Origin of the sequence: Micromonospora sp. NPDC049051 (assembly GCF_043197575.1) — a bacterium.
In the GTDB taxonomy this organism is placed as follows: Bacteria; Actinomycetota; Actinomycetes; order Mycobacteriales; family Micromonosporaceae; genus Micromonospora.
The window spans coordinates 86,884-106,726 of sequence record NZ_JBICTL010000006.1 but is presented as its reverse complement, the minus strand read 5'-3'; the positions used below and the strand labels follow the sequence as shown (position 1 = coordinate 106,726).

Sequence of the window (19,843 nt, the reverse complement as noted above, 5' to 3'; positions counted from 1 at the left end):
TCGGCCCGCCATCGGTCAGGCGACCAGCGGACCCACCCGCCGGCCCGTCGACGCGCCGGTCACCAACCTCGGCTCGGCGGCCAGCTCGGCCGCGTACTCCCGCACCAGCGCCGGCAGCAGATGGCCGCCGGGCTCGTTGCGGTGCGCCTGGAGCAGGTGGGCATCGGCCAGGTCGTCCAGGGTGCGGTGCAGCCGCGCGGCGGAGATCCCGAGTTGCCGGGCGACCCGTTCGGGCTGGCGCAGCGCGTCGGGTGCCGCGCCGAGCAGGGCGAGGATCCGCCCCGCCACGTCGTCGTCGGCCCGGACAGCGGCCACCACGGTGTCGAGGCTGGTCCGTACCGACAGGTCCTCGTAGTCGAGCAGGTCCAGCCGCTCCCGCCCGTCGGCGAGCTGACCGACCAGGGCGCCCACCGACATGCGCCGTCGGGCCGCCAGGCGCGTGCCAGCGACGCGCAGCGCCAGCACCGAGCCGGCGCAGAGACGTACCAGCTCGCCGGTGGCCGCCGGGTCGACGGCCAGCCGCTCCGGGCCGGCGAGCGCCGCCAGCAGGTCGCGGGCGTCGCCGGCGGCGAGCGGGCGCAGCGTCACCCGTCGTACGCCGTCCAGGCTGCCCAACCGGCGCTGCGCGACCACGACGAGGCCGGGACCGGGCCCGGCCGGCAGCAGGGGGCGGACCTGGGCGGCGCGCGTGACCCCGTCCACCACCAGCAGCAGCCGTCGCCCGGCCACCAGGGACCGGTACCAGCCGGCCCGCTCGTCGGTGTTCGCCGGCACGTCCGCGGGGTGGACGCCGATCGCGCGCAGCACCCGGGCCAGCACCTCGCCGGGGGCCGCCGGGTTCCGGGTGTTGAGGTCGACGTAGACCTGCCCGTCCGGGAAGTCGGCGGCGACGACGTGCGCGGCGCGTACCGCCAGGGCGGTCTTGCCACTGCCGAACGCGCCGGTCACGACCACGGTCGCGGGGGTCGGGGCACGCAGGGCGGTGGTGATCTCGTCGGTCTCCCGTTTCCGGCCGACGAAGGTGACCACGCCCGCCGGCAGCTCGCGGGGCACCGCCCAGCAGGCACCCCCGGCGGGCCGGGACGGGGGCGGCGCCACCCCGGCGGCGTCCGGCGCCGGCGGGGCGACCGGTGCGGGCGCCGTCGTGACCGGTGCGGGCGGCGGGGTGTACGCCAACGCGGGCGCCCGGTCGAGCATCGCCCGGTGCAACGCGGCCAGTTCCTCGCCCGGCTCGATGCCCAACTGCTCGTCGAGCGTCCTCCGGGCGTCGCGGTAGACGGTGAGCGCCGCCGGGACGTCCCCGCACCGGTAGAGGGCCAGCATGAGCTGAGCCCAGGCCCGCTCGCGCAGCGGGTGGGCGGCGACGTGTCCGCGCAGCTCGGGCAGGAGATGCCCGTGCTCGCCGGCGGCCAACCGCGCCTCGGCCAGCTCCTCGAAGACCTGGAGTCGCTGCTCGTCGAGGCTGGCCCACCGGTTGTCCAGCGCGGTGCCTCTGGGCAGACCGTCGCCCGAGACTCCGCGCCACTGTGCGAGTGCGGCGGTCAGGGTGCCGACGGCGCTGGCAGGGTTCGCCGTGGCGAGCAGGGCCCGCCCCTCACCCGCCAGCCGGTGGAACTCCGTCACGTCCAGCTCGTCCGGCGAGAGCCGCAGCTCGTACGCGTTGGGGCGGGCGACCAGCCGGTCGCCCAGCACCCGCCGCAGCGCGGCGGCGTGGGAACGCAGGTTCGCCGCGGCCGAGGCTGGTGGCACGTCGGGCCAGACCATGGCGGCCAGCCTGGACAGGGAGACCGGACGGTTGGCCTCCAGGGCGAGGCCCGCGAGGACCGCTCTCCGCTTCGCCGCGCCGGGCGTGACGGACTGGCCGTCGACGCACAACTCCACACTGCCCAGAAGTCTGATCTGTAGTTTCATGGTGCCGCTCCCCCGTTGAACCTTGAGCGCGCTCATGCTAAATGGGGAGGTCCGGACGGAACAAGACACGCAGGGAGGGGTAGAGGGTGACTAACATCAATACCCTTCGGCGGCGTGTCACCGTAACGAAATCAGCCAGGAAGACGCTCCCAACGATCCTTGACAGGCTGTGACGGGCCTCGTCTCTCATCGAGCCAAAATACCCGATCGGTGAGGCAGAACACCCGCCCAGGAACCCGACGACGGTCGCAATGCAGCAGCCGGCACGCATGGCCCCGCGACGTCGCAAAGCCAAAACGGTGGCCTCTGGCGCAGGTTGCCCGGCAGCAGCAGGCGGTGATGTCCCTGTGAGCCCTGCGCAACGGTCACGCGATCGCCCGCTCAGCACAGGCCAGATGGGCGGCGACGAAACCAACGGCCCGGTGCACCCGACAGGCGCACCGGACCGCTGGCGACATCACTTCATTGCACGGTCGTCAGATAAGGTCGAGCGTTGCTCCCCTCGGCCTCTGGTCATAGCGGTGACCGCAGCCAAGCCCGCGGGCTGTCGATGAACAATTCGAGAACCTTCAGTGATGGCGCGGCCATACCTACGCTATGTCCACTCACCTGTCACGACTCCTCTTGCCGCCCCTCCACATGCAGCCGATTCGAATTCGCCTCATCGCAGACCTGCTGAACCTGCCCGACAGAAAGATGCCGAACATCCCAGATAAGACCGGCTACGTCAACTGCCGCAGGATTAACTTTCGAGCTGGCGTGAGTTGCTTCAACGCCAATCAGGGCGGCCAGGTCGCGATCAGAGATCGCTAAGACCGCCGCAAAGCCCGTCAACAATTCAGGAGACAACTCCTCGCGCCCATGGGCAATGGCTCCGACCGTCGATGCAGCCAGAGGGCCGATGCCGGACAGCCGGAAGAGAACCTTGGCTGAGTTCAGCCAATCCAGATTTCTGTTGTGCAGCATACGCACGATCAAGGCTCCAGCGTGCGATCGATACTGCTCGTGTGCCGGTCGAGGCGAAGCATGCCCTACACGCGCCCGAGGTAATGATTGGGCATACCGTCGCAGCCGACTCCGCTGCTCCGGCTGCAACTGAACGGCGCACCTTACAAGCTCGCCCACTGCCGAGGCAGCCCTCTCCCCTGACGGGGAAAGATCATCCGGCATCTCCAGCTCAGCCATTATGAAGAGATCGGCCGAGTGAAGGCCGAGCGCGGGAGCGAGCCGCCGAAGCATCGGCGAACTTGGCGCCAGACCATCGAGTACCGCCTGAAGGTCTGGTTCAGGGACTGCAGCGGCTCGCGACAAACCAGCAACGTCCAGCTTCCGACAATCCAGTAGACGGGCTAGGCGCACCCCAAAGTTCAATAGCTCCGTCATTCTGCCAGCCTAAGCCATTCCAGCGACAACGTCTTGAATAGCAAGATCCGGCTCCTTCTAGGAAAAGTCTTCATACTCCCAGACACCTGGCGAAAGCCCATGCCTCTTGAAGGCAGCGCGAGCTATGTCTTCGAGCGGCGTGAATCCCCGCACGTTCTGCGGCCCATAGTGGCCCGACCAATTACCAAATTTCGTAATTCGGCCAAACTCATCCACTACAAAAGTTCCCGCCATGTGAACAGGCCGATTCCCAGCCAAGCTCGTGTGTCCTGCACTTGCGTCAAGGCCAAACATGTCATCGTTGTGCATTGCGCGAAGAGATCCGTCTTTCATAACCACGTAGTGGTGCTCACCCTTGCGGAGAGCCTCACCTGGCTTGATTCCGACATTTGAGGGAAGCGGTGCCTGCTTATCAGTTGCGAGGCCCGGTCGGTTACCTGGTTTCCAATCATACGCGCCTCCACAGTTGTGGACGAGCACCGGCGCATCGTCCGCCACCACATAGTACGTGTGGATTCCCGCAACGGTGAGGTTGTGCACGCGGGCGAATTGTGTCCAGGCGCGGACCGCGAGAACCTTTACCAGCTTCCCGTCCGACGACCGCAGCCAACTTCCTGGCTGAATGTCCTCGGCGTTGGCCCACTTCTTGAGGTCTTCGAGCCAGAACGGGTGCTGGTCGGTGGCGACAACCATGCCCGTCTTGTCGCCACCATCGCCATCGGTGTCGACGGTGACCTCTACGAGATCTTTCTGCCCCTCGCCAAGGATAAGGGCCTCGACACTGCGCGCCTCGGTCCGGCCAGTCTCCGGGTCGGTGGCGAGAACCTCGTCGCCAACGCGTATTTTATCGATAGCCTTGCGCGACCCGTCAGCCATCACCACGAGGGTTCCGGGAACAAAACTGTTTCGGCAGCCGCCCAGCCGCACCTTGGCCGGAGCCACGGAAGTAGCTATGGTCAAGCCGTTCTTGGTGCCGGCGCGTGCCCAGCCCTCCAAGTCTCCCTCTGCGGCGGCCTGCACACCGCTCCACCAGGTGGTGCCAACGTCGGACACCATTCCCCACAGCATCTTGTATGGCTTGGTGTACGTGTCGACCGCTAAGCCGCCCGCCCGCTTTGTTGCGCTGCCCCAATCGCCGTTCGAAGCGTCCTCGACCACTTGTCCCGCTTCGGCGTAGCTGCCGGAGATATCGGCCCAAAGACCCTTTGCGCCATCGACGACACCACCGAAGAAATCCTTGGCACCGCTGACGATTCCGCTACCGATGTCGGAGATGAAGCTGTGTCCGTCCATTTCGATGGCACTGATCGGATTGCCGCCACCGAAGGCGTACCGGCTGGAGTATTAGCCGATCTGAGCCACCGAGGTTAGCCAGCTCAATAAGCTTTCCATCCTCGATCGCCACGGAAACCCTTTCATCCCTCGAATACTCAACACCTCCTTCGCATGTCACGACGGCTCCAAGTCTCCCGTCTGGGAGTGTGGACAAGTTGACGAAGGCTGGCTGAGGGCAAAAGCCGACTGGCGCAAGAGCCACTTCTCGTGGCATTTCCTTCCCGGAGGTGAACTCGACGAGCTTGGGCTCGTCTTCGGCTCGAGCACGATGAAGGCCGAAGATACTGTAGCGCCGTCAGCTCGCCATGCGATGTCTTCGACATGGCTGCCGATAGGCTTACCCAGCCGCTTCCCCGGGGGCTTGGCGTCAGAGCTGCAGGCCGTCGCAGAGAGGAGGGATGAGGCGGCAATGGCGGCCAAGCAGCATCGCATGAACCGATTGACACCAGTGGACGCCATTACTGAGATGCTTCTATAGCTGTCAAGTGGTGCTGGTGGCTGGGTGGGCGCCGTTCAGAGTCCGGAAGAGTTGCCGGCTGATGTAGCGCTTGAGGCTGCGCATGATCTCGCGTTTGGTGCGTCCTTCGCGGGTGCGGCGGGTCACGTAGCCGCGGGTGCGAGGGTCGTGGCCCATGCGGACCAGCGCGACGGTGTAGAGCGCTCGGTTGAGGCGTCGGTCGCCGCCGCGGTTGAGCCGGTAGCGGGTGGTATTGCCTGATGAAGCTGGTAGCGGTGACGCGCCGGCCAGGGCAGCGAACGCGGCTTCGGAGCGAACGCGGCCAGGGTGGGACCAGGCCAGCAGAACGGTGGCGGCGACAACGGCGCCGACACCTGGCAGGGCGAGCAGTTGTGGCGCTTGCGCGGTGACAGCTTTGTGCAGCGCGGTGTGGTTGGCGGCGAGTTCTGCGTCGAGAGCGCGGATGCGACACGCCAGCCGGATCGCCTCGGCGCGGCAGACGGCCAGGGTGGCGTTGTCGCTGCGGGTGCGCCAGGCCGCGACGGCGGCGATCGTCGTGGTGGTCAGGGCGCGGCGGGCGTCGATGCCGAGGTCGACGGTGCGCAGCAGCGCGGTCAGCGCGTTGACCGCGGGGTGCGTTCGCCGCTCATCTGTTCGCGAGCCACTGTCAGGACGCGCAGTGCTGTGCGATCGCCGCCGGCGCGTGGCCAGCATAGTTTGTTGATGTCGAGGCTGCGAGCTGCTTGAGCCATCGCGACGGCGTCCACGGCGTCGCTCTTGCCACGGCGACGCCGGGTGGTGGCCGCAACGTCGGGGGCCTCGGCGACGGTCAAGCCGGCTGCAGAAAGTTGCTCGGTGAAGGTGGCGCCGTAGGAACCGGCGCCGTCGATGACGATCAGCGTCGGCGCCTGGTGGGTGTGGCGTTCGATCCAGTCGACGGCACGGCGCAGCCCTGACGGGCTGGTCGGGAACTGAGCCTGCTGTCCGACTGCGCCGGTGCCAGCGGTGATCAAGGCGAGCGTGTGGGAGGCGGCGTGGGTGTCCACGCCGATGACGAAGTCGTACTGGTCTGCGACGATGGCCATTGCGGCGTACTGCCTTCCCGGGAGACGTCGTGACGGCGTCGGCCCGGGCTGTGTGCTCTCGCGGCAGGACTGTGATGAGCCACGATCCGCTGCAACGGACCGGGCAAGCTTCTGATCAAGCCACCGAGAGGGACAGGGCCGGCGCCCGACCGCAGACCGGATGGGCAGATCTCACTGAGAGCACCTCGTGGGGCCACCATTTTCATGAGCCACACCCAGCCGCGATCATGACGCTGACCCTGCCAGCTAGCCCCAGGCCAGCCAACACCTACCTTCACAGCTCTTTTCATCGTGGTGTTGCTGGTCACGAGACAGCCCTTGGCCATTGATCATCTCCCCTCGACAAGAAGAGTGATCAAGCAAGGGCTGTCACCATGACCAGCCGGAGTCACCAACCGGCCGCCATAGGTTAAAGATCAAGTTAGCGCAAAATTCGAGGGGCCGAACACCTACGCATTCCCAACGGGGAATTTCGATGATTCCCACCCTTAGCCTCGAATCCACAGCTATCCGCAGCCATGGGAGACGGTTGCAGCAGCCAGCAAGGTGCTCTTGTCGAAGGTGGTTGTCCACGGCCCGCCAGCCTCGGTGCGCACCTCAACCTCGTACTCACGCACGAATCTGGCGCTCTCAAAGGTGTTCTCCGGATCGAATTGTCCGAACGTCTCCACGAAACAGGCAAGGTCCTGGCCCGCCTCCCGGCTTGTCAGACCGGCACGCGACCGGACCCGCACAATCTCGTAACGCGTTGTCAAAACGACGTGGTCAATTACAACCAGGTCAAAATCGCCACCTGGCGATACCGCCACCACGGTACGTCCGCCATCTGCGCTGACTTCTTCGAGAATTGAATCAGTCGCCGAGATCCGGTAGCCAACTGCACACATAAGAACCGTCAGGGCCACTACGGCGCTTGCCAATATCCGCACCGCTCGCTTTTTTCTGAGAAGCAGCCACACCGCGAAGCCCAGTATCGCCGGGGACAGCATCAATACCGCCATGACGACCGGCGTCCGGCCAAATGGGATCAGATACACGTAGTGCCGCGGGTCGTGAGCGGCAACCAGGACGATGAGCACAGCTAGGACCACCATGCCGATAAGAGTTCCTGCAAACAGGCGACGGCGTCGCACGACGCCAGTTTCGCACTTAACCCGGTTCTCGGCCATATGGTCAATTCCTCCACAGCACGGGACTCCACATCAGCGGACTCGCCATTAAGTACCTACAGCGATTAAATTCTCGCCATTACCAGTTCAACAATCGCCGCAAGTGGATGCCATCTCATCAGGAGAGACGACACCCACTCACGGATTGTTAAATCTGACCGTTTACCAATCAACTCTCAGGCAGTTGTTGCCGCATGCGCTAGGGTCCATTGCCTGAAGAGCCAGTTTTCCCAACTCAGCCAGAGGATCGTACCTCCAATTCGGAACTCCAGCTCGTCCACCCGTGTACCCACCGGGCTTCCGAGCTATAGTCTCGCCAGTTCTTGCCTGTTCCCCCAGTCGCAGGCTGACGAAATTGTTATGCATGTCCTTGTTCGACTCCGGGCCATAAAGAGGCGGATCCTTATCCGAAGAGTGATCAAGTTCGTGAGCAACTCCGAACATCATCGCATCATGTTCGGAAACTCCCAGAACGCGCATGGCTCCCATCCAGAGTCCATGCTGGTACGCATTCGCCTCCTTTGGATCCCAGCCATACTTCTTCCTCATTTTGGCGACTTCCGCCCAGGTCCACTCCGAGGCTTTCTGCACAGCCATACAGTCCAGTCCGAGGTAATTACACACTGCGATCTCGTTTGGCCCCAGCTTGTTGCCTTTAGGGCCATCGCCTTGACGAGCGCACGTCAAGGAAGGGCCGTCGTCAGTAAGGCAGAGGCCCGCTTCCTTGGTGTTGTGCGTCTTCGCTATCTCCTCAACCTCCGTCTTGAGCGCGCTGAGCGGTCTCGCATCAACCGTCTGCCCATCGGGACGTTCGTACAGTTGGCAACTGTCGTCGCCGCACGGCTTGTGGCCGTCGTCTTCGATAACACTGATCGGATTTCCGCCGCCGAAGGCGTAGCGGCTGCTGGTCCAGGGGTCGAGGCTGAGCCGCAGGTCAGAGAGCGCGCCGTTGTAACTGTCACGGGATAGAAATCGATTGAGGCCAGGACTGTAGTCGCGGAAGCCCATGTCGTAGGTGCCGGAGCCCTGGTCCCAGCGCTTGGCATTATACCGGTAGGCGTTGTACGGCTCCTTCGTCGGATCCGTGGCGTCGGGCTTGTCGATGCCGGTGAACTGCGCGTCGTCGTTCTTGCCGTAGGCGGTGTAGCCGTAGGTGGCCTTCGTGTTGCCGGCCTCGTCGGTGATCTGCTCGACGTCGGTGTGCGGGTTGTAGCCGTAGTAGGCGTCCTCTTCGCTGCCGTCGTCCTTGTGGGTGATCTGCGACAATCGCTGACCCCACGGTGAATACTGGTACGACTTGGTGACCTGGCCAGCCACCTCCTCGTTGAGGACCTCGCCGGAGAGACCAAGGTAGTTGAAGGTCGTGGTCTTTCCCGCGGCACTGCCGGCGTCGGACGTCTTCGTCGTCGTCCGGTCCAGGGGGTCGTAGGTGTATCTCGTGATCGAGGTGGCCGTGCCGGTCGTCTTGCGGTTCTCGATGACGTGGTCGAAGCCGTCGTAGACGTTCCGCTCGATGACCGTTCCGGCCGCTGTGACCGTGTCGAGCCGGCCGAAGGGGTCGTAGTTGTACGACGCCTTCACACCGCCGGTGGTCGCGGTGAGCAGCCGGTTGCGGTCGTAGTTGAAGGTGGTCGTGGTGTTCTTGATGGTCTGGTCGATGACGTTGTTGTTGGCGTCGTGCACGTAGGTTTCGGTGTCGGCGCCGTGACCGGTCTTGACCAGTTGGGACAGGCGGTCGCGCGGGTCGTAGGTGTAGTCGCTGGTGGTGTCGAGGTACGCCGAGTGGTTGTCGGCGTTCATCTTCCTCGCGACGTCCCGGGCCCGGTTGCCGTTCAGGTCGTAGGTGTAGGTGTGCTCCGACACCAACGTCCCGTTGGACTTCTTCTCGGCCTGGGTCTTGAGCGCCCCGTCCAGGTAGTAGATGTGGTCAACGGTGTTGCCGTTGCCCTTGGTCATCCTCAACAACTCACCACGGTCGGTGTACGTGAGCGTGGTGGTCTTCTTGTCCGGGTCCGTGGCGGACTTGCCGTTGACCACCGTCGAGACCAGGTCACGAGGGTCGTAGGCGTAGCTGGCGTACTGGCTGTCGTGTGTGGTCGTCTTCGGTGCGCTGTTCTCGTTGTAGGTGTAGGTGGTGTTGTTCTTGACCGTTCCCGACTTGCTTTCGGTGACCGTCTGCACCTGGTTCAGGTCGGTGTAGGCGACCGAGTAGGTGTCGACGCGGGCACTGGGTGACGAGTCGGTGATGGTCTTGAGGTTGCCGTTCGGGTCGTAGCGGTAGGCGTAGTCGGCTTTCTCGTTGTCGGTCTCGCCGGTGTTGTTCCGGACCAGCTTCACCGCGTCGGCGACGACCGTGCCGCCGGCCTGGTCGGACAGCGACACCTTGTGGCTGTTGCCCTCGGTGAAGCTGTACGAGCCGAGGCTCACCCAGGTGCCGGCGTTGGCGGTCTGGTTGACCGTCTTCACCGTGTTGCCGCCGCCGTGGTTGACCGTGAACTTCGCGTCGGTGGCGGCGCCGGACACGCTCGGGTAGCGGGCGAACGCCTCGTACGTGCCGGCCTGGGGCACGTTGAGTTGCCAGGTGAAGGTGTTCGTGCCGGTTCCCGCCGGGCGGGTGACGTAGTTGTGCCCGTACTTGTTCGTCGCCGAGGTGGCCGCGGTCCAGGTGCCGGTGGCCGCGGTGTTGTTGAAGTCGGAGTTGTCGACCAGGACGACCTGCCTGCCGACCGGCACGCCGTCGTCCGTGCGGGACTTCAGCTTGCCGTCCGGGAAGTAGGACCAGGTCATGGTCCGGTTCGACGATCCGCCCGCCGAAGTGACCGTCCGCGCGGTCTGGGCACCCAGCTTGTCGTAGTCGTAGGACGTGACGATGTCCCACGGGTCGCTGCTGGTCTTCGTCAGGCCGTTGTCGAAGTAGGTGTATGTCGTGTCGTTGCGGACCGACTCACCCGCCGACGGCGGCATGCTGACCTTCGCCAGCTGGCCCACGGAGTCGTACTCGTAGGTGGTGACGTCCGCCGTCTTGTAGCGGGCGTCGTCCTTGTCGTACGCCGTGCGGGTCTCCTTCGCCCGGTTCAGCTCGTCGTAGACGGTGACCGTGGCGAAGTCGTCCGGGTCGTCCGTGGTGGCCACACCCCGCGGACTGATCGTCCTGGTCTGGTTGCCGACCTCGTCGTACTCGTACTTCGTCGTGCGGTAGGTGATGACTCCGGCGTCGTTCTTGTGCGGCACCTTGACCTGGCTGGGCAGTCCCCGCGGGTCGAAGGTGACCTCGGTGGTGTTGCCGAGCTGGTCGGTGGTGGCCTTGACCAGACCGTCCCGGTCGTACGTGCTGGTGGTGAACTTGCCCAGCGCGTCCGTGGTCTTGGTCAGCCGGTGGGACCAGTCGTACTCGTACAGGGTGGTGTAGTCGTCGGTCGCGGCCGACGCGTTCTTGATCGGGTCGATCACCTTGCGGACGTTGCCGACGTTGTCGTACTCGTAGGTGATCCGGTCGCCCTTGGCGTTGACGACGCCGGTGAGCTGGTAGATCTCGTCGTACACGTTGGTGGTGACGAAGTCACCGGCCAACGTCGTGAGGTTGCCCTTCGGCTCGGTGGTGGTCAGCAGGTTGCCGACCTTGTCGTAGGTGAACGACGTCTTTCGCTCCGGATCACCTGCGACGTCGACCGGGGCCAGCGTGTAGGTCACCTGGTCGGCCTGGTCGTAGACCGCCTTGCTGACGGCACCGTTCGGGGCGTACGACTCGTAGACGTTGTCGTTCTGGTCGTACTTCGGCGCCGGGGTGACGACGAAGTCCCCGGCGGCCTGGTCCTTCGGGACGCGGTTCTCCAGCGGACGCCCGAACGTGTCGTACGTCTGCGTGGTTTCCTTGCCGTTGGCGTCGGTGACCTTCAGGACGTTGCCGCGCACGTCGTAGACGAACGTCGTCGACTTCTGCTTCGCGTCGGTGATCGTCTGCGGGTAGCCGTTCGGGTCGAAACTGTTGTTGACCGTGGTGTTGCCGTTGGCATCGGTCGCCGTCAGCATCTGGCCCCACGCGTCGTACGTGTAGGAGGTCTTGTAGTCCTCCGGGTCCGTCGTGGTGTTGCCCATCGGGTCGACCACCCAGGCGAGGTCACCGTCGGCCTCGTAGCCGAAGGTGTGCTTGCGCCCCTCGGGGCTGGTCTTCGCGGTGACCTCCGCGACGTAGCCGTTGAGCTGGCGCTGGTAGGTCAGCACGGTGCCTGACGTGCCGTTCCTGACCGCCTCGGCGTCCTTGATCTCGGTCGGGTAGCCGGTCTTGGCGTCGTACGTCCAGGTGGAGACGGCCTGGTTGGCCTCCTCCAGGCGGATCACGTTGTGGTTGTCGTCCCAGCCGAACTTCGTGGTCTGGTTCTTCGCGTTGGTCGTCTGGGTCGGCCGGCCGTAGCCGTCCATCTGGTAGGCGGTGGCGTGGTTCTCCGCGTCCGTGACCGTGGTGTGGATGGTGTTGCCCTGCGGCCCGTCCGGGTCGGTGTACGCGAACTGCGTCAGGTGGGTCAGCCGGTCCTTGTACGACTTGGTGGTCCAGTGCCACTTCGGGTCGTCGCCGGCCTGCGGGTAGTTGTAGGTCACCTCGGTGGCGTTGCCGCGTGGGTCGGTGGTCTTGACCAGCTTGACGTTCTTGTTGCCCTGCGTCATGTCGTAGGCGAACCTGAACGTCTTCGGCTGGCTGGAGCCGGCGCCGTCGATCAGCTCACCCAGCAGACCCTTGTCGGTGTAGGTGAAGGTGAGCTTGCGTCCCGAGATGTCGGTGATCTGCGAGACGTGGTCGATGATCTTCGGGTTGGTCAGGTTGGTGCCGGACTGTCGGGTCCAGGTGGTGTCGTCGATGTAGTCGAACGCCTGGCCCTTCGCGTAGTAGTCGACGGTCAGCGTCTGCCGGCCGGTCGCGTCCGTCAGGTACCGCAGGAACTTGGTCGGCTTGTTGTTGGACTTGCGCTCCTCGTAGGTGAAGCGCAGCTCGTTGCCGTTGCTGTCCACCACGCTCGACAGGAAGCCCTCGCAGTCGTAGAAGAACTGCGTCCGGTCGGGCTTGGTGAGCACCCACGCCTTCGGCTCCTGCGTGTTGGGCTTGCACTGCACGCTGCTGTGCTTCTGCAGGTGCAGGTGCACACCCTTGGGGCTCTTCCACTCGTTCGCCGCCGCGTCCCAGGTGAACCGGTGGGCGGTGCCGTCGCCGTCGGTCAGGGTGACCTTCGTCGGGTTCGGGTTGGGGTGGAAGTCCAGCGGCGTGCCCAGGCGCATCAACGACGACGCCTGCAACGACCAGCCGTAGCCGGCGACGGTGTCACTGGTGTCCAACGAGTTGTACGCCAGCCGGACGAAGGTCGACAGGCCCCGCGACGGGTTGCTGAACGCGTTGTACGACCAGACCGTGTTGCCGGCGTACAGGTTGTTCATCAGCGTGCCACCGGCACCGGTGTTCTTCCCCGCGTACGAGTAGAACTTCTCCAGACCGAGCTGGTCGGAGGTCGGCTCCTCCACCGCGATGTTCTGCGGCAACGCCTTGATCGCGGGGGTGGTCTCGGAGAGCTTCTTGCCGGTGACCTTGTTGCGTAGCTCCCAGTCGAGCACGTAGTCGGTGCGCTTGTTGCCGTCCGACGCCGGCGGTGGGGTCTTGACCTGCGCGTTGACGTCGACCGTGCCGGCGATCGGCACGGCGGCCGGCAGCGGCGTCGGCACGTGGATGGCGGCGTCGGAGACCGGCAGGCCGTCGGCCCGCTTCCACTGGTAGGTCAGCTCCCACTCGGTGGCGGCGAACGCCGCGCCGGTCGGGTTCGACACGGTGACCGGGACGGTGTACGTCGAGGCCGGCGCGAGCTGGTGCGGGGTGCTCGGCGCGTGGTAGGTCGACTCGGCGCTCTGCTCGAGGTAGGTGACCTCCAGCGTCGGGCGCAGCAGCGGCTCGGGTGCCTCCGACGACAGCATCATGGCCCGCGCGGTCTGGGTGGCCTCGTTACGCATCCGCAGCAGGAAGCCCTTGTTGCTGCCCGGCGTGGCGACCCAGCTCTTCACCGGGTCGGTGACCGTCCAGGTGGCCCACTCCGGGTCGTTGGTGAACCCGTTGAACCCGGCCTTCCAGGTGGTGTCGTAGTCGCCGCCGGGGGTGGTCCAGGCGGTGGTGGCGTTCGCCTTGTCCCAGGTGGCGGTCGTCTCGTCGAACCCCTGGGTCAGTTTGTGGACGTCGACGTACTCGGTCTGGTTGTCGCCGGGGAACAGCGAGGTGTTCCACATCCGCAGCTGCGCGTCGACGACCCGCGCCGTCGCCGGGATGCCGGCCAGGGTCGGGAACTTCACCAGGCCCCGCGTGGTGCCGAAGTACGTCGAGTTGTTCCCCACCCCCAGGTACGGGTCCCCGACGTAGCTGTCGACGTTCTCGGTGCGCCGGGTCAGCGACAGGTTCGTGTCGACCACCCCGTTGACGCCGGTCGGGTCTCCGGCCGCCGCCGCGTTCCGGTAGATCCGGGTGATCTGCCCGGCCTTGGGCAGCATGACGGCCTGGCTCGGCCCGGCCAGGACCTGCCCGTCGCGGGTCTTCACCGCGACCATGTAGTAGTAGAACTTGCGGGCCATCGGGTCGGTGTTGTCCGCCGCCGTCGGCACCGCCGTGGTGTCCTGATAGGTGAGCGTGCTCGTGCCGACCGGGGCGATCAGCGTCGCCGACGACGGCCGGAAGTCCTGGTAGATGCTGCGGTGCACCTGGTACTCCACCGCGTCGTCACCGGTGCTCGACGACGGGTCCTGGTACTGCGGCCAGGTCAGCACCGCGCCGGTGGCGGTGACCGTGGTCGGCGGGTGCACCGCCACACCCGGCCGGCCGTACGTGACGACCAGCCGGGGCAGGTTCTGGTCACGCCGGTCGTTCTGGTACGCGTACTCCGACGCCTCGTAGATCGGCCCGCCGCGGCCCTTGGTGTCCTCGTCCACCGCCTTGATCACGAACCCGTGGTTCGGCGTGCCGTTGAGCCACTGCTGCACCACGTCCCGGACGGCGAACGAGTTCCACACGCTGGAGACGTTCTTGGCCTTGTTCGCCACGCCCCACCGGGTGAAGCGCACCGCGTCGGCGATCACCGCCTTGCCCGCCACGTCCTGCAGGACCACCCGGCCGGAGGTGCCGGCGTTGAAGCGGTACGTGCCGAGGGTCGCCCAGGCGCCCTTGCTGTCCGGGGTGGTCTGGTTGACCGACGCCGCCGTCGAACCATTCGCGTGGTGCACCGTGTACGGGGTGGGGTTGGCCCGGTCGGACGCGCCCACGTAGTGCACCTCGACCTTGTAGTCCCCGGTCTCGGTGACCGTCGGCGTCCAGGTGTGGGTGTCCCCCGCGGTGGCGTCGTTGTTGAACCGGTAGTCGGCCTTGACCGCGTGCTTGGTCATGTCCGGGTTGCCGGACCAGGCCCACGAACCGGTGACCGAGGTGCCCGCGTCGCCGTCGTCGACCTGCACGAGGTTCCCGGCCGGCTGCGGGGCGATGTTCTGGTGCGTGTTGTTCCACGTCGCCGACTCCGCCGTCCACGGCTGCGTCATCCGACGCGCCTCCATCAGCACGTCATGCTCGTGCGAGGTGTGGGTCTGGTCGTAGTACAGCTCGAGCCGGGCGTCGTCGATCGCCGTCCCGGACGGCACCGCCGCCAACGGGAACCGCACCAGCGACCGCCAGATCCCGGTGTCCGTGCCGACCCGCAACGGCCACGTCGTGGCGTCCTTCTGGTATTCGTGATCCGGGTTGCCCGAGTAGACCTGCACGTCCTGGGAGTCGGTCGGCACCGGCTGGATCCGGATGGTGGGGTCGATCACCACCGGGTAGACCCGCTTCGGGTCGGCCAGCCAGGCGGCGTCCGCGGTCACCGTCACCGTCGTGTCCGCACCCGAGCCGGCGACGGTCTGGGTGACCTTGTCACTCCACACCTTGCCGTGCGGCGACGCCTTGTCGTTGCGGTCGTCGTACATGAACGGGGGCGGCATCACGAAGACCGGCGCGCCACCGCCCGGGGCGACGAAAGCGATCGACCCGTCGGCGCGCTGCTGCGCGGTGAGGCCGGTGGCGTCCAGGGTGAACGTGTACGAGGCCGGACCGCTCGGGGCCCGGTGCAGGACGATCTTCTCCTTCAGGGCCGTCGAGGTGACGTCGTAGACGACGTCCGCCCCGTCCGCCAGGCCGGGATAGGTGACCGTCGAGCCGGCGACCTTCGGGGTGACGTCCCGGGCGGCCCCGGACAACCCCAGTTCGATGCTCCGGCCGTCCCGCTCGAACCGCACCAGGTCGTCCGAGCTGTCGCCGAAGAGGCTGGTGAAGCTGTTCGTCTTGTTGCCCTGGACGTATCCCTTGTCGTTCGCCGGGCGCACCGTGGTGTCGATCGTCTGGTAGCGCCCCTTGGCGTCCCGGTAGTGCAGCGGGACAACGGAGATCTCCGCCTGGGTACGCCCGTCGGACAGCTGGTAGACCCGGCTGTTCTCGGTGCGCTTGCCGGTGAGCTCCCGGACCCGCTTCTGCGCCGGCCACACCTTCGCCGGCGGCGTCTTCTCCTGCACGGCCAGGCCGGCGCTGACCACCTCCGGCCTCCCCGGACGCGACCCGCCGTCCACCAGAGCCTTCGCGGCGTCGCCGAGCCGGGACAGCAGGCCGTCGTCCTGCTCCGCGGTCGCGGCGTTGTCCGGCTCCCGCTCGGACAGGACCTGTGTCCCGCCCACGGTGGCGGCCAACGCCACCACCAGGCCCGCGATCAGCGGCCCCCGTAGTTTCCTCTTCACCCGTCACCCTCCGACCAGGAGCCAGTACGACGGGTAGAAGCTAGGAGGGCCTTGCATATCGACAGCTATCGTCCGGCTACCGCACGGATCGGCTGGTTGCAGGCAGCTGAGAGCGGGGTTGGCGGCCGCTGAGAGCGGGCTGGCGACGCCCCGGCGGCGCGGGTGTCAGGACCGGGGCCGCAACTCCCCGGTCCTGTCCCCAGCCGTCCGGCGTCGTGAACGCACCGCGCGAGCGCGTGGGCGTGGCACGCCGCCCACGCCGGGCTCTACGCGGCGAGCCTGCCGCTGCACTCAGCTCCGTGTGCCCGGCCACCGGACTTCGGCACGCTCCCGGCCCACCCCGAAGGGCCGCGAGCGCCGAATCAGGCTAGGCGGGCCGTCGGGGCCCGGACAAGGACGAGCCGGGGTCGACGCGAGTGATTGACATCAAGGCGAAAACGCGGCATGTCGACGTAACACGGCCCTACCGGCCAGCGCTGTTCCCCGTCGAGGCCGGCAGTGCGCCCACGGGTCATTCGGCCCCGGCGTCCTCGGGGCTGGAACGGGCCAACGCCGCGAGTGTGTCGAGCGCCCAGGACAGGGTCGACAGCGGCGGTGCGGCCAGCCCGAGCCGTACGGCGTTGGGAGCGTGGCTGGTCCCGACGGTGAACGCGGCGGCGGGGGTGACCGCGATGCCCCGGCGGGCCGCCGCCGCGACGAACATCTCGGCGCGCCACGGTTCGGGCAGCTCCCACCAGCAGTGGTAGGCGTCCGGATCGGAGCGCAGGAGCTGGCCGGCCAACCTTTCCCGCGCCAACTCCTGCCGGGCACGGGCGTCGTGGCGCTTGCCGGCGGTGATGGTGTCGACCGTCCCGTCGCCGAGCCATCGGGTTGCCGCTTCCAGCGCGAAGCGGGGAGCTGCCCAGGTGCCGGACCGGATCGCGGTCGCGAGCCGGTCGGTGAGCTGCGCCGGCGCGGCGGCGAAGCCGACGGTGAGGCCGGGGGCGAGCCGCTTCGAGAGGCTGTCGACGAGGATGGTGCGGGACGGCGCCAGCGCGGCCAGCGGTGTCGGGGCGTCGGTGAGGAACGACCAGACGTCGTCCTCGACGGCGTACACGCCGAGCTGGTCGAGCACGTCGGCGAGGGCGGCGCGACGGTGCGCCGGCATGGTCGTGCCGAGCGGGTTGTGCAGGGTCGGCTGGAGGTAGACGGCCCGTAGCGGCGCGGCACGGTGCGCCTCGGCGACGGCCTCGGGCAGCAGGCCGTCCTGGTCGACCGGCAGCGGGACGAGGGTGACGCCGAGCCGGCCGGCGATGGCCTTGACGACGGGGTAGGTGAGCGCCTCGACGCCGAGCCGCCCGCCCACCGGGACGAGGGTGGCGATGGCGGCGGCGATCGCCTGCCGGCCGTTGCCGGCGAACAGGATCTGCCGCGGGCCCGGGGTCCAACCGGCGCGGCCGAGGAGCCCGGCGACGGCTTCCCGCGCCGCAGGCGTGCCGGCCACGCCGACCGGGGGCAGCGCCGTCGCCAGCGCGTCGGACCGCAGCAGGGCGGCCAGCGCACCGGCCAGCAGGGCGGGCTGTTGCGGCAGCACCGAGAAGCTCAGCTCCAGGTCGACGCGGACGTCACCGGGCTCGGCGAGGGCGGGCTCCGGCGGCGGGGTGGCGGCCCGGACGAAGGTGCCCCGGCCGACCTCCCCGGTCACCAGCCCGCGCCGGGTCAGTTCCGCGTAGACCCGGGCGGCCGTGGAGCTGGCGATGCCGTGCCGGCGGGCGAAGGTGCGCTGCGGGGGCAGGCGGTGTCCGGCGGCGAGCCGGCCGGCGGCGATGTCGGCGGCGATCCGGTCGGCGATCCGCCGGTAGTCGTCCACGTTCCGCTCCAAATTGCTCCGAGGCCATTGTTTTTATTGCACTCGACTATTGCACCGCCTAGCGTCCTTGTCGAGATCAACCGGAAGGAAAGACGATGGTCATGGCAGAGGTCGACGGCATCGACATCGCGTACGACGACCGCGGCGACGGGGACACCCTCGTCCTGGTGCACGGGCACCCCTTCAACCGCTCCATGTGGCGTCCACAGGTCGACTTCGCGGTGGCTGCCGGCTGGCGGGTCGTCGCCGCCGACCTGCGCGGATACGGCGAGAGCACGGTGGTGCCGGGCCGCACCACACTCGACGTGTTCGCCCGCGACGTCGCCGGCCTGGCCGACCGGCTGGGCGTACGCCGGTTCGTCCTCGGCGGACTCTCGATGGGCGGGCAGATCGTGATGGAGTGCCTGCGCCAGTTCCCCGAGCGCATCTGCGGGGTTCTGCTGGCCGACACCTCCGCGCCGGCAGAGACGGACCTCGGGCGCGCGCAGCGCAACGCCCTCGCCGACCGGCTGCTCCGGGAGGGTATGGCCGGCTACGCCGAGGAGGTCCTGCCGAAGATGCTCGCCCCGCGGAACATCGCGGCCCTACCCGAGATCGCCCGGCAGGTCGGCGACATGATGCGGGCGACCTCGCCGGTCGGTGCCGCCGCCGCCCTGCGCGGACGTGCCGAGCGCCCCGACTACGTCGGGACGCTGCGCCGGGTCGAGGTGCCCACCCTGGTCGTGGTGGGCAGCGACGACGAGTTCACTCCGGTCGGCGACGCCGAACTCATCACCGGGTGCGTACCGGGCGCGAGGCTGGTCGTGGTCGACGGCGCCGGCCACCTGCCCAACCTGGAGCGGGAGGCGGTCTTCAACGCCGCGCTCGGGCACCTGCTTGAGCAGGTCGAGGCGGTAGGGGCGCAGCGGTGACGACCGTCTTCGTGACCGGCGCCAGCAGTGGTTCCGGCGCCGCCTTCGCGCGGCGCTTCGCTGCCGGGGGCGCCACCAATGCCTTCGGCGCGGCCCATCTCCGCAGCGGCTGCCTCAGAAGTGGTGCAGCAGGTCGGGGAAGGCCGACAACCGCAGCACCCCCGGGTCGGCCGGGTCCAGCTCGTCGTGCTCCAGCACCCAGGTGTTGTCGTTGGGGATGAACACGGCGTTGAGCCCGGCGGCGCGGGCGGGCCGGATGTCGGACTTCGGGGAGTTGCCGATCATCCAGGTGACGGCGGGATCGATGCCGTGCTCCCGGGTCAGCCACCGGTACGTGTCGACGTCCTTCTCCCGCACGATGTGCGCGGCGCGGAAGTGGTGCAGCAGGCCGCAGGCGTCGAGCTTGCGCTGCTGTTCCTCGCGCTCGCCCTTGGTCAGCAGCAGCAGTTCGTGGCGGCCGGCCAGGTCGTCCAGCGCCTCGGCCACCCCCGGCATCAGCTCCACCTGGTGGGCGACAAGGGCCGCCGCCAGCTCGTCGATCCGGCGGCGCTCCGCCCCGGTGGCGGGCCGCTGCCGCAGCCGCTCCAGGCACTCCCGGAGGCTGCGCAGGAACACCTTGCTGCCGTAGCCGTGCGCGACCGCGTTGGCCCGCTCGATGTCGTCCAGGATGGCCCGCGTCCCGGCCCGGTCGAGGGTCGGATGGTCCAGCCACTCCAGGAAGTCGTCGATCACCCGCTCGAACAGGACGTTGTTCTCCCAGAGCGTGTCGTCGGCGTCGAAGACGAGCACCTGCCCGTCGCGCCGGCGCGGCCCGTTGCCCATGGCTCCCCTCCCCGCGATGCGACTCCGGCCCGACCTGGCGGGGGCGCACCCATCTGGATCGTGGACAGTTTCCGTGCGGCGCGAACCGTAACCGTGCACGATTCCGCGCGGCAAGCGGGTTGCGAGCGGCCCACGACAGGGCGCGG

The 19,843-nt window shown here is 67.4% G+C and carries 8 protein-coding genes and 1 pseudogene; 1 reads left to right on the top strand and 8 read right to left on the bottom strand.

The genetic code is table 11. The features are described from left to right. Positions 1 to 15 precede the first annotated feature (15 nt). The 7 genes and pseudogenes from ACGFIR_RS24570 to ACGFIR_RS24540 form a co-directional block, all read right to left on the bottom strand. Positions 16 to 1,911 carry a BTAD domain-containing putative transcriptional regulator gene (locus ACGFIR_RS24570; RefSeq protein WP_393147368.1) on the bottom strand — a complete coding sequence of 632 codons (1,896 nt, stop codon included), beginning with the start codon at positions 1,909 to 1,911 and terminating at the stop codon, positions 16 to 18. Positions 1,912 to 2,523: 612 nt separating this feature from the next. Further along, positions 2,524 to 2,889 (bottom strand): hypothetical protein, encoded by a 366-nt coding sequence (locus ACGFIR_RS24565; protein WP_393147366.1) that lies wholly within the window; start codon positions 2,887 to 2,889, stop codon positions 2,524 to 2,526. Between the two features lie 462 nt (positions 2,890 to 3,351). Next, positions 3,352 to 4,587, bottom strand: coding sequence for a polymorphic toxin-type HINT domain-containing protein (locus ACGFIR_RS24560; protein ID WP_393147363.1), 1,236 nt, complete (start codon positions 4,585 to 4,587; stop codon positions 3,352 to 3,354). A gap of 519 nt (positions 4,588 to 5,106) precedes the next feature. Then, positions 5,107 to 6,171, bottom strand: a pseudogene (locus ACGFIR_RS24555) (IS110 family transposase); the annotation flags it as partial. A 506-nt stretch (positions 6,172 to 6,677) separates the two neighbouring features. Next, positions 6,678 to 7,340 carry a hypothetical protein gene (locus ACGFIR_RS24550; protein WP_393002703.1) on the bottom strand — a complete coding sequence of 221 codons (663 nt, stop codon included), beginning with the start codon at positions 7,338 to 7,340 and terminating at the stop codon, positions 6,678 to 6,680. Positions 7,341 to 7,502: 162 nt separating this feature from the next. Beyond that, entirely contained in the window at positions 7,503 to 16,115 is an 8,613-nt protein-coding gene (locus tag ACGFIR_RS24545) for a DNRLRE domain-containing protein (protein WP_393147361.1), read from the bottom strand. 511 nt (positions 16,116 to 16,626) lie between these two features. Next, positions 16,627 to 17,964, bottom strand: coding sequence for a PLP-dependent aminotransferase family protein (locus ACGFIR_RS24540; protein ID WP_393002699.1), 1,338 nt, complete (start codon positions 17,962 to 17,964; stop codon positions 16,627 to 16,629). A 95-nt stretch (positions 17,965 to 18,059) separates the two neighbouring features. On the opposite strand from ACGFIR_RS24540, the gene ACGFIR_RS24535 reads away from it, so the two are divergent. Continuing rightward, positions 18,060 to 18,875, top strand: a complete 816-nt coding sequence (locus tag ACGFIR_RS24535; RefSeq protein ID WP_393002697.1) for an alpha/beta fold hydrolase — start codon at positions 18,060 to 18,062, stop codon at positions 18,873 to 18,875. A gap of 114 nt (positions 18,876 to 18,989) precedes the next feature. On the opposite strand, the gene ACGFIR_RS24530 is transcribed toward ACGFIR_RS24535, so the two are convergent. After that, complete coding sequence (locus ACGFIR_RS24530) at positions 18,990 to 19,697, bottom strand: HAD family hydrolase (protein ID WP_393002695.1); 708 nt, start codon at positions 19,695 to 19,697, stop codon at positions 18,990 to 18,992. Between the last annotated feature and the right edge of the window lie 146 nt (positions 19,698 to 19,843).

Bases quoted from the DNA above. Each gene is read 5' to 3' on its own strand.
- ACGFIR_RS24570 (WP_393147368.1), bottom strand. From the start codon at position 1,911: ATGAAACTACAGATCAGACTTCTGGGCAGTGTGGAGTTGTGCGTCGAC.
- ACGFIR_RS24560 (WP_393147363.1), bottom strand. From the start codon at position 4,587: ATGGACGGACACAGCTTCATCTCCGACATCGGTAGCGGAATCGTCAGC.
- ACGFIR_RS24550 (WP_393002703.1), bottom strand. From the start codon at position 7,340: ATGGCCGAGAACCGGGTTAAGTGCGAAACTGGCGTCGTGCGACGCCGT.
- ACGFIR_RS24535 (WP_393002697.1), top strand. From the start codon at position 18,060: ATGGTCATGGCAGAGGTCGACGGCATCGACATCGCGTACGACGACCGC.
- ACGFIR_RS24530 (WP_393002695.1), bottom strand. From the start codon at position 19,697: ATGGGCAACGGGCCGCGCCGGCGCGACGGGCAGGTGCTCGTCTTCGAC.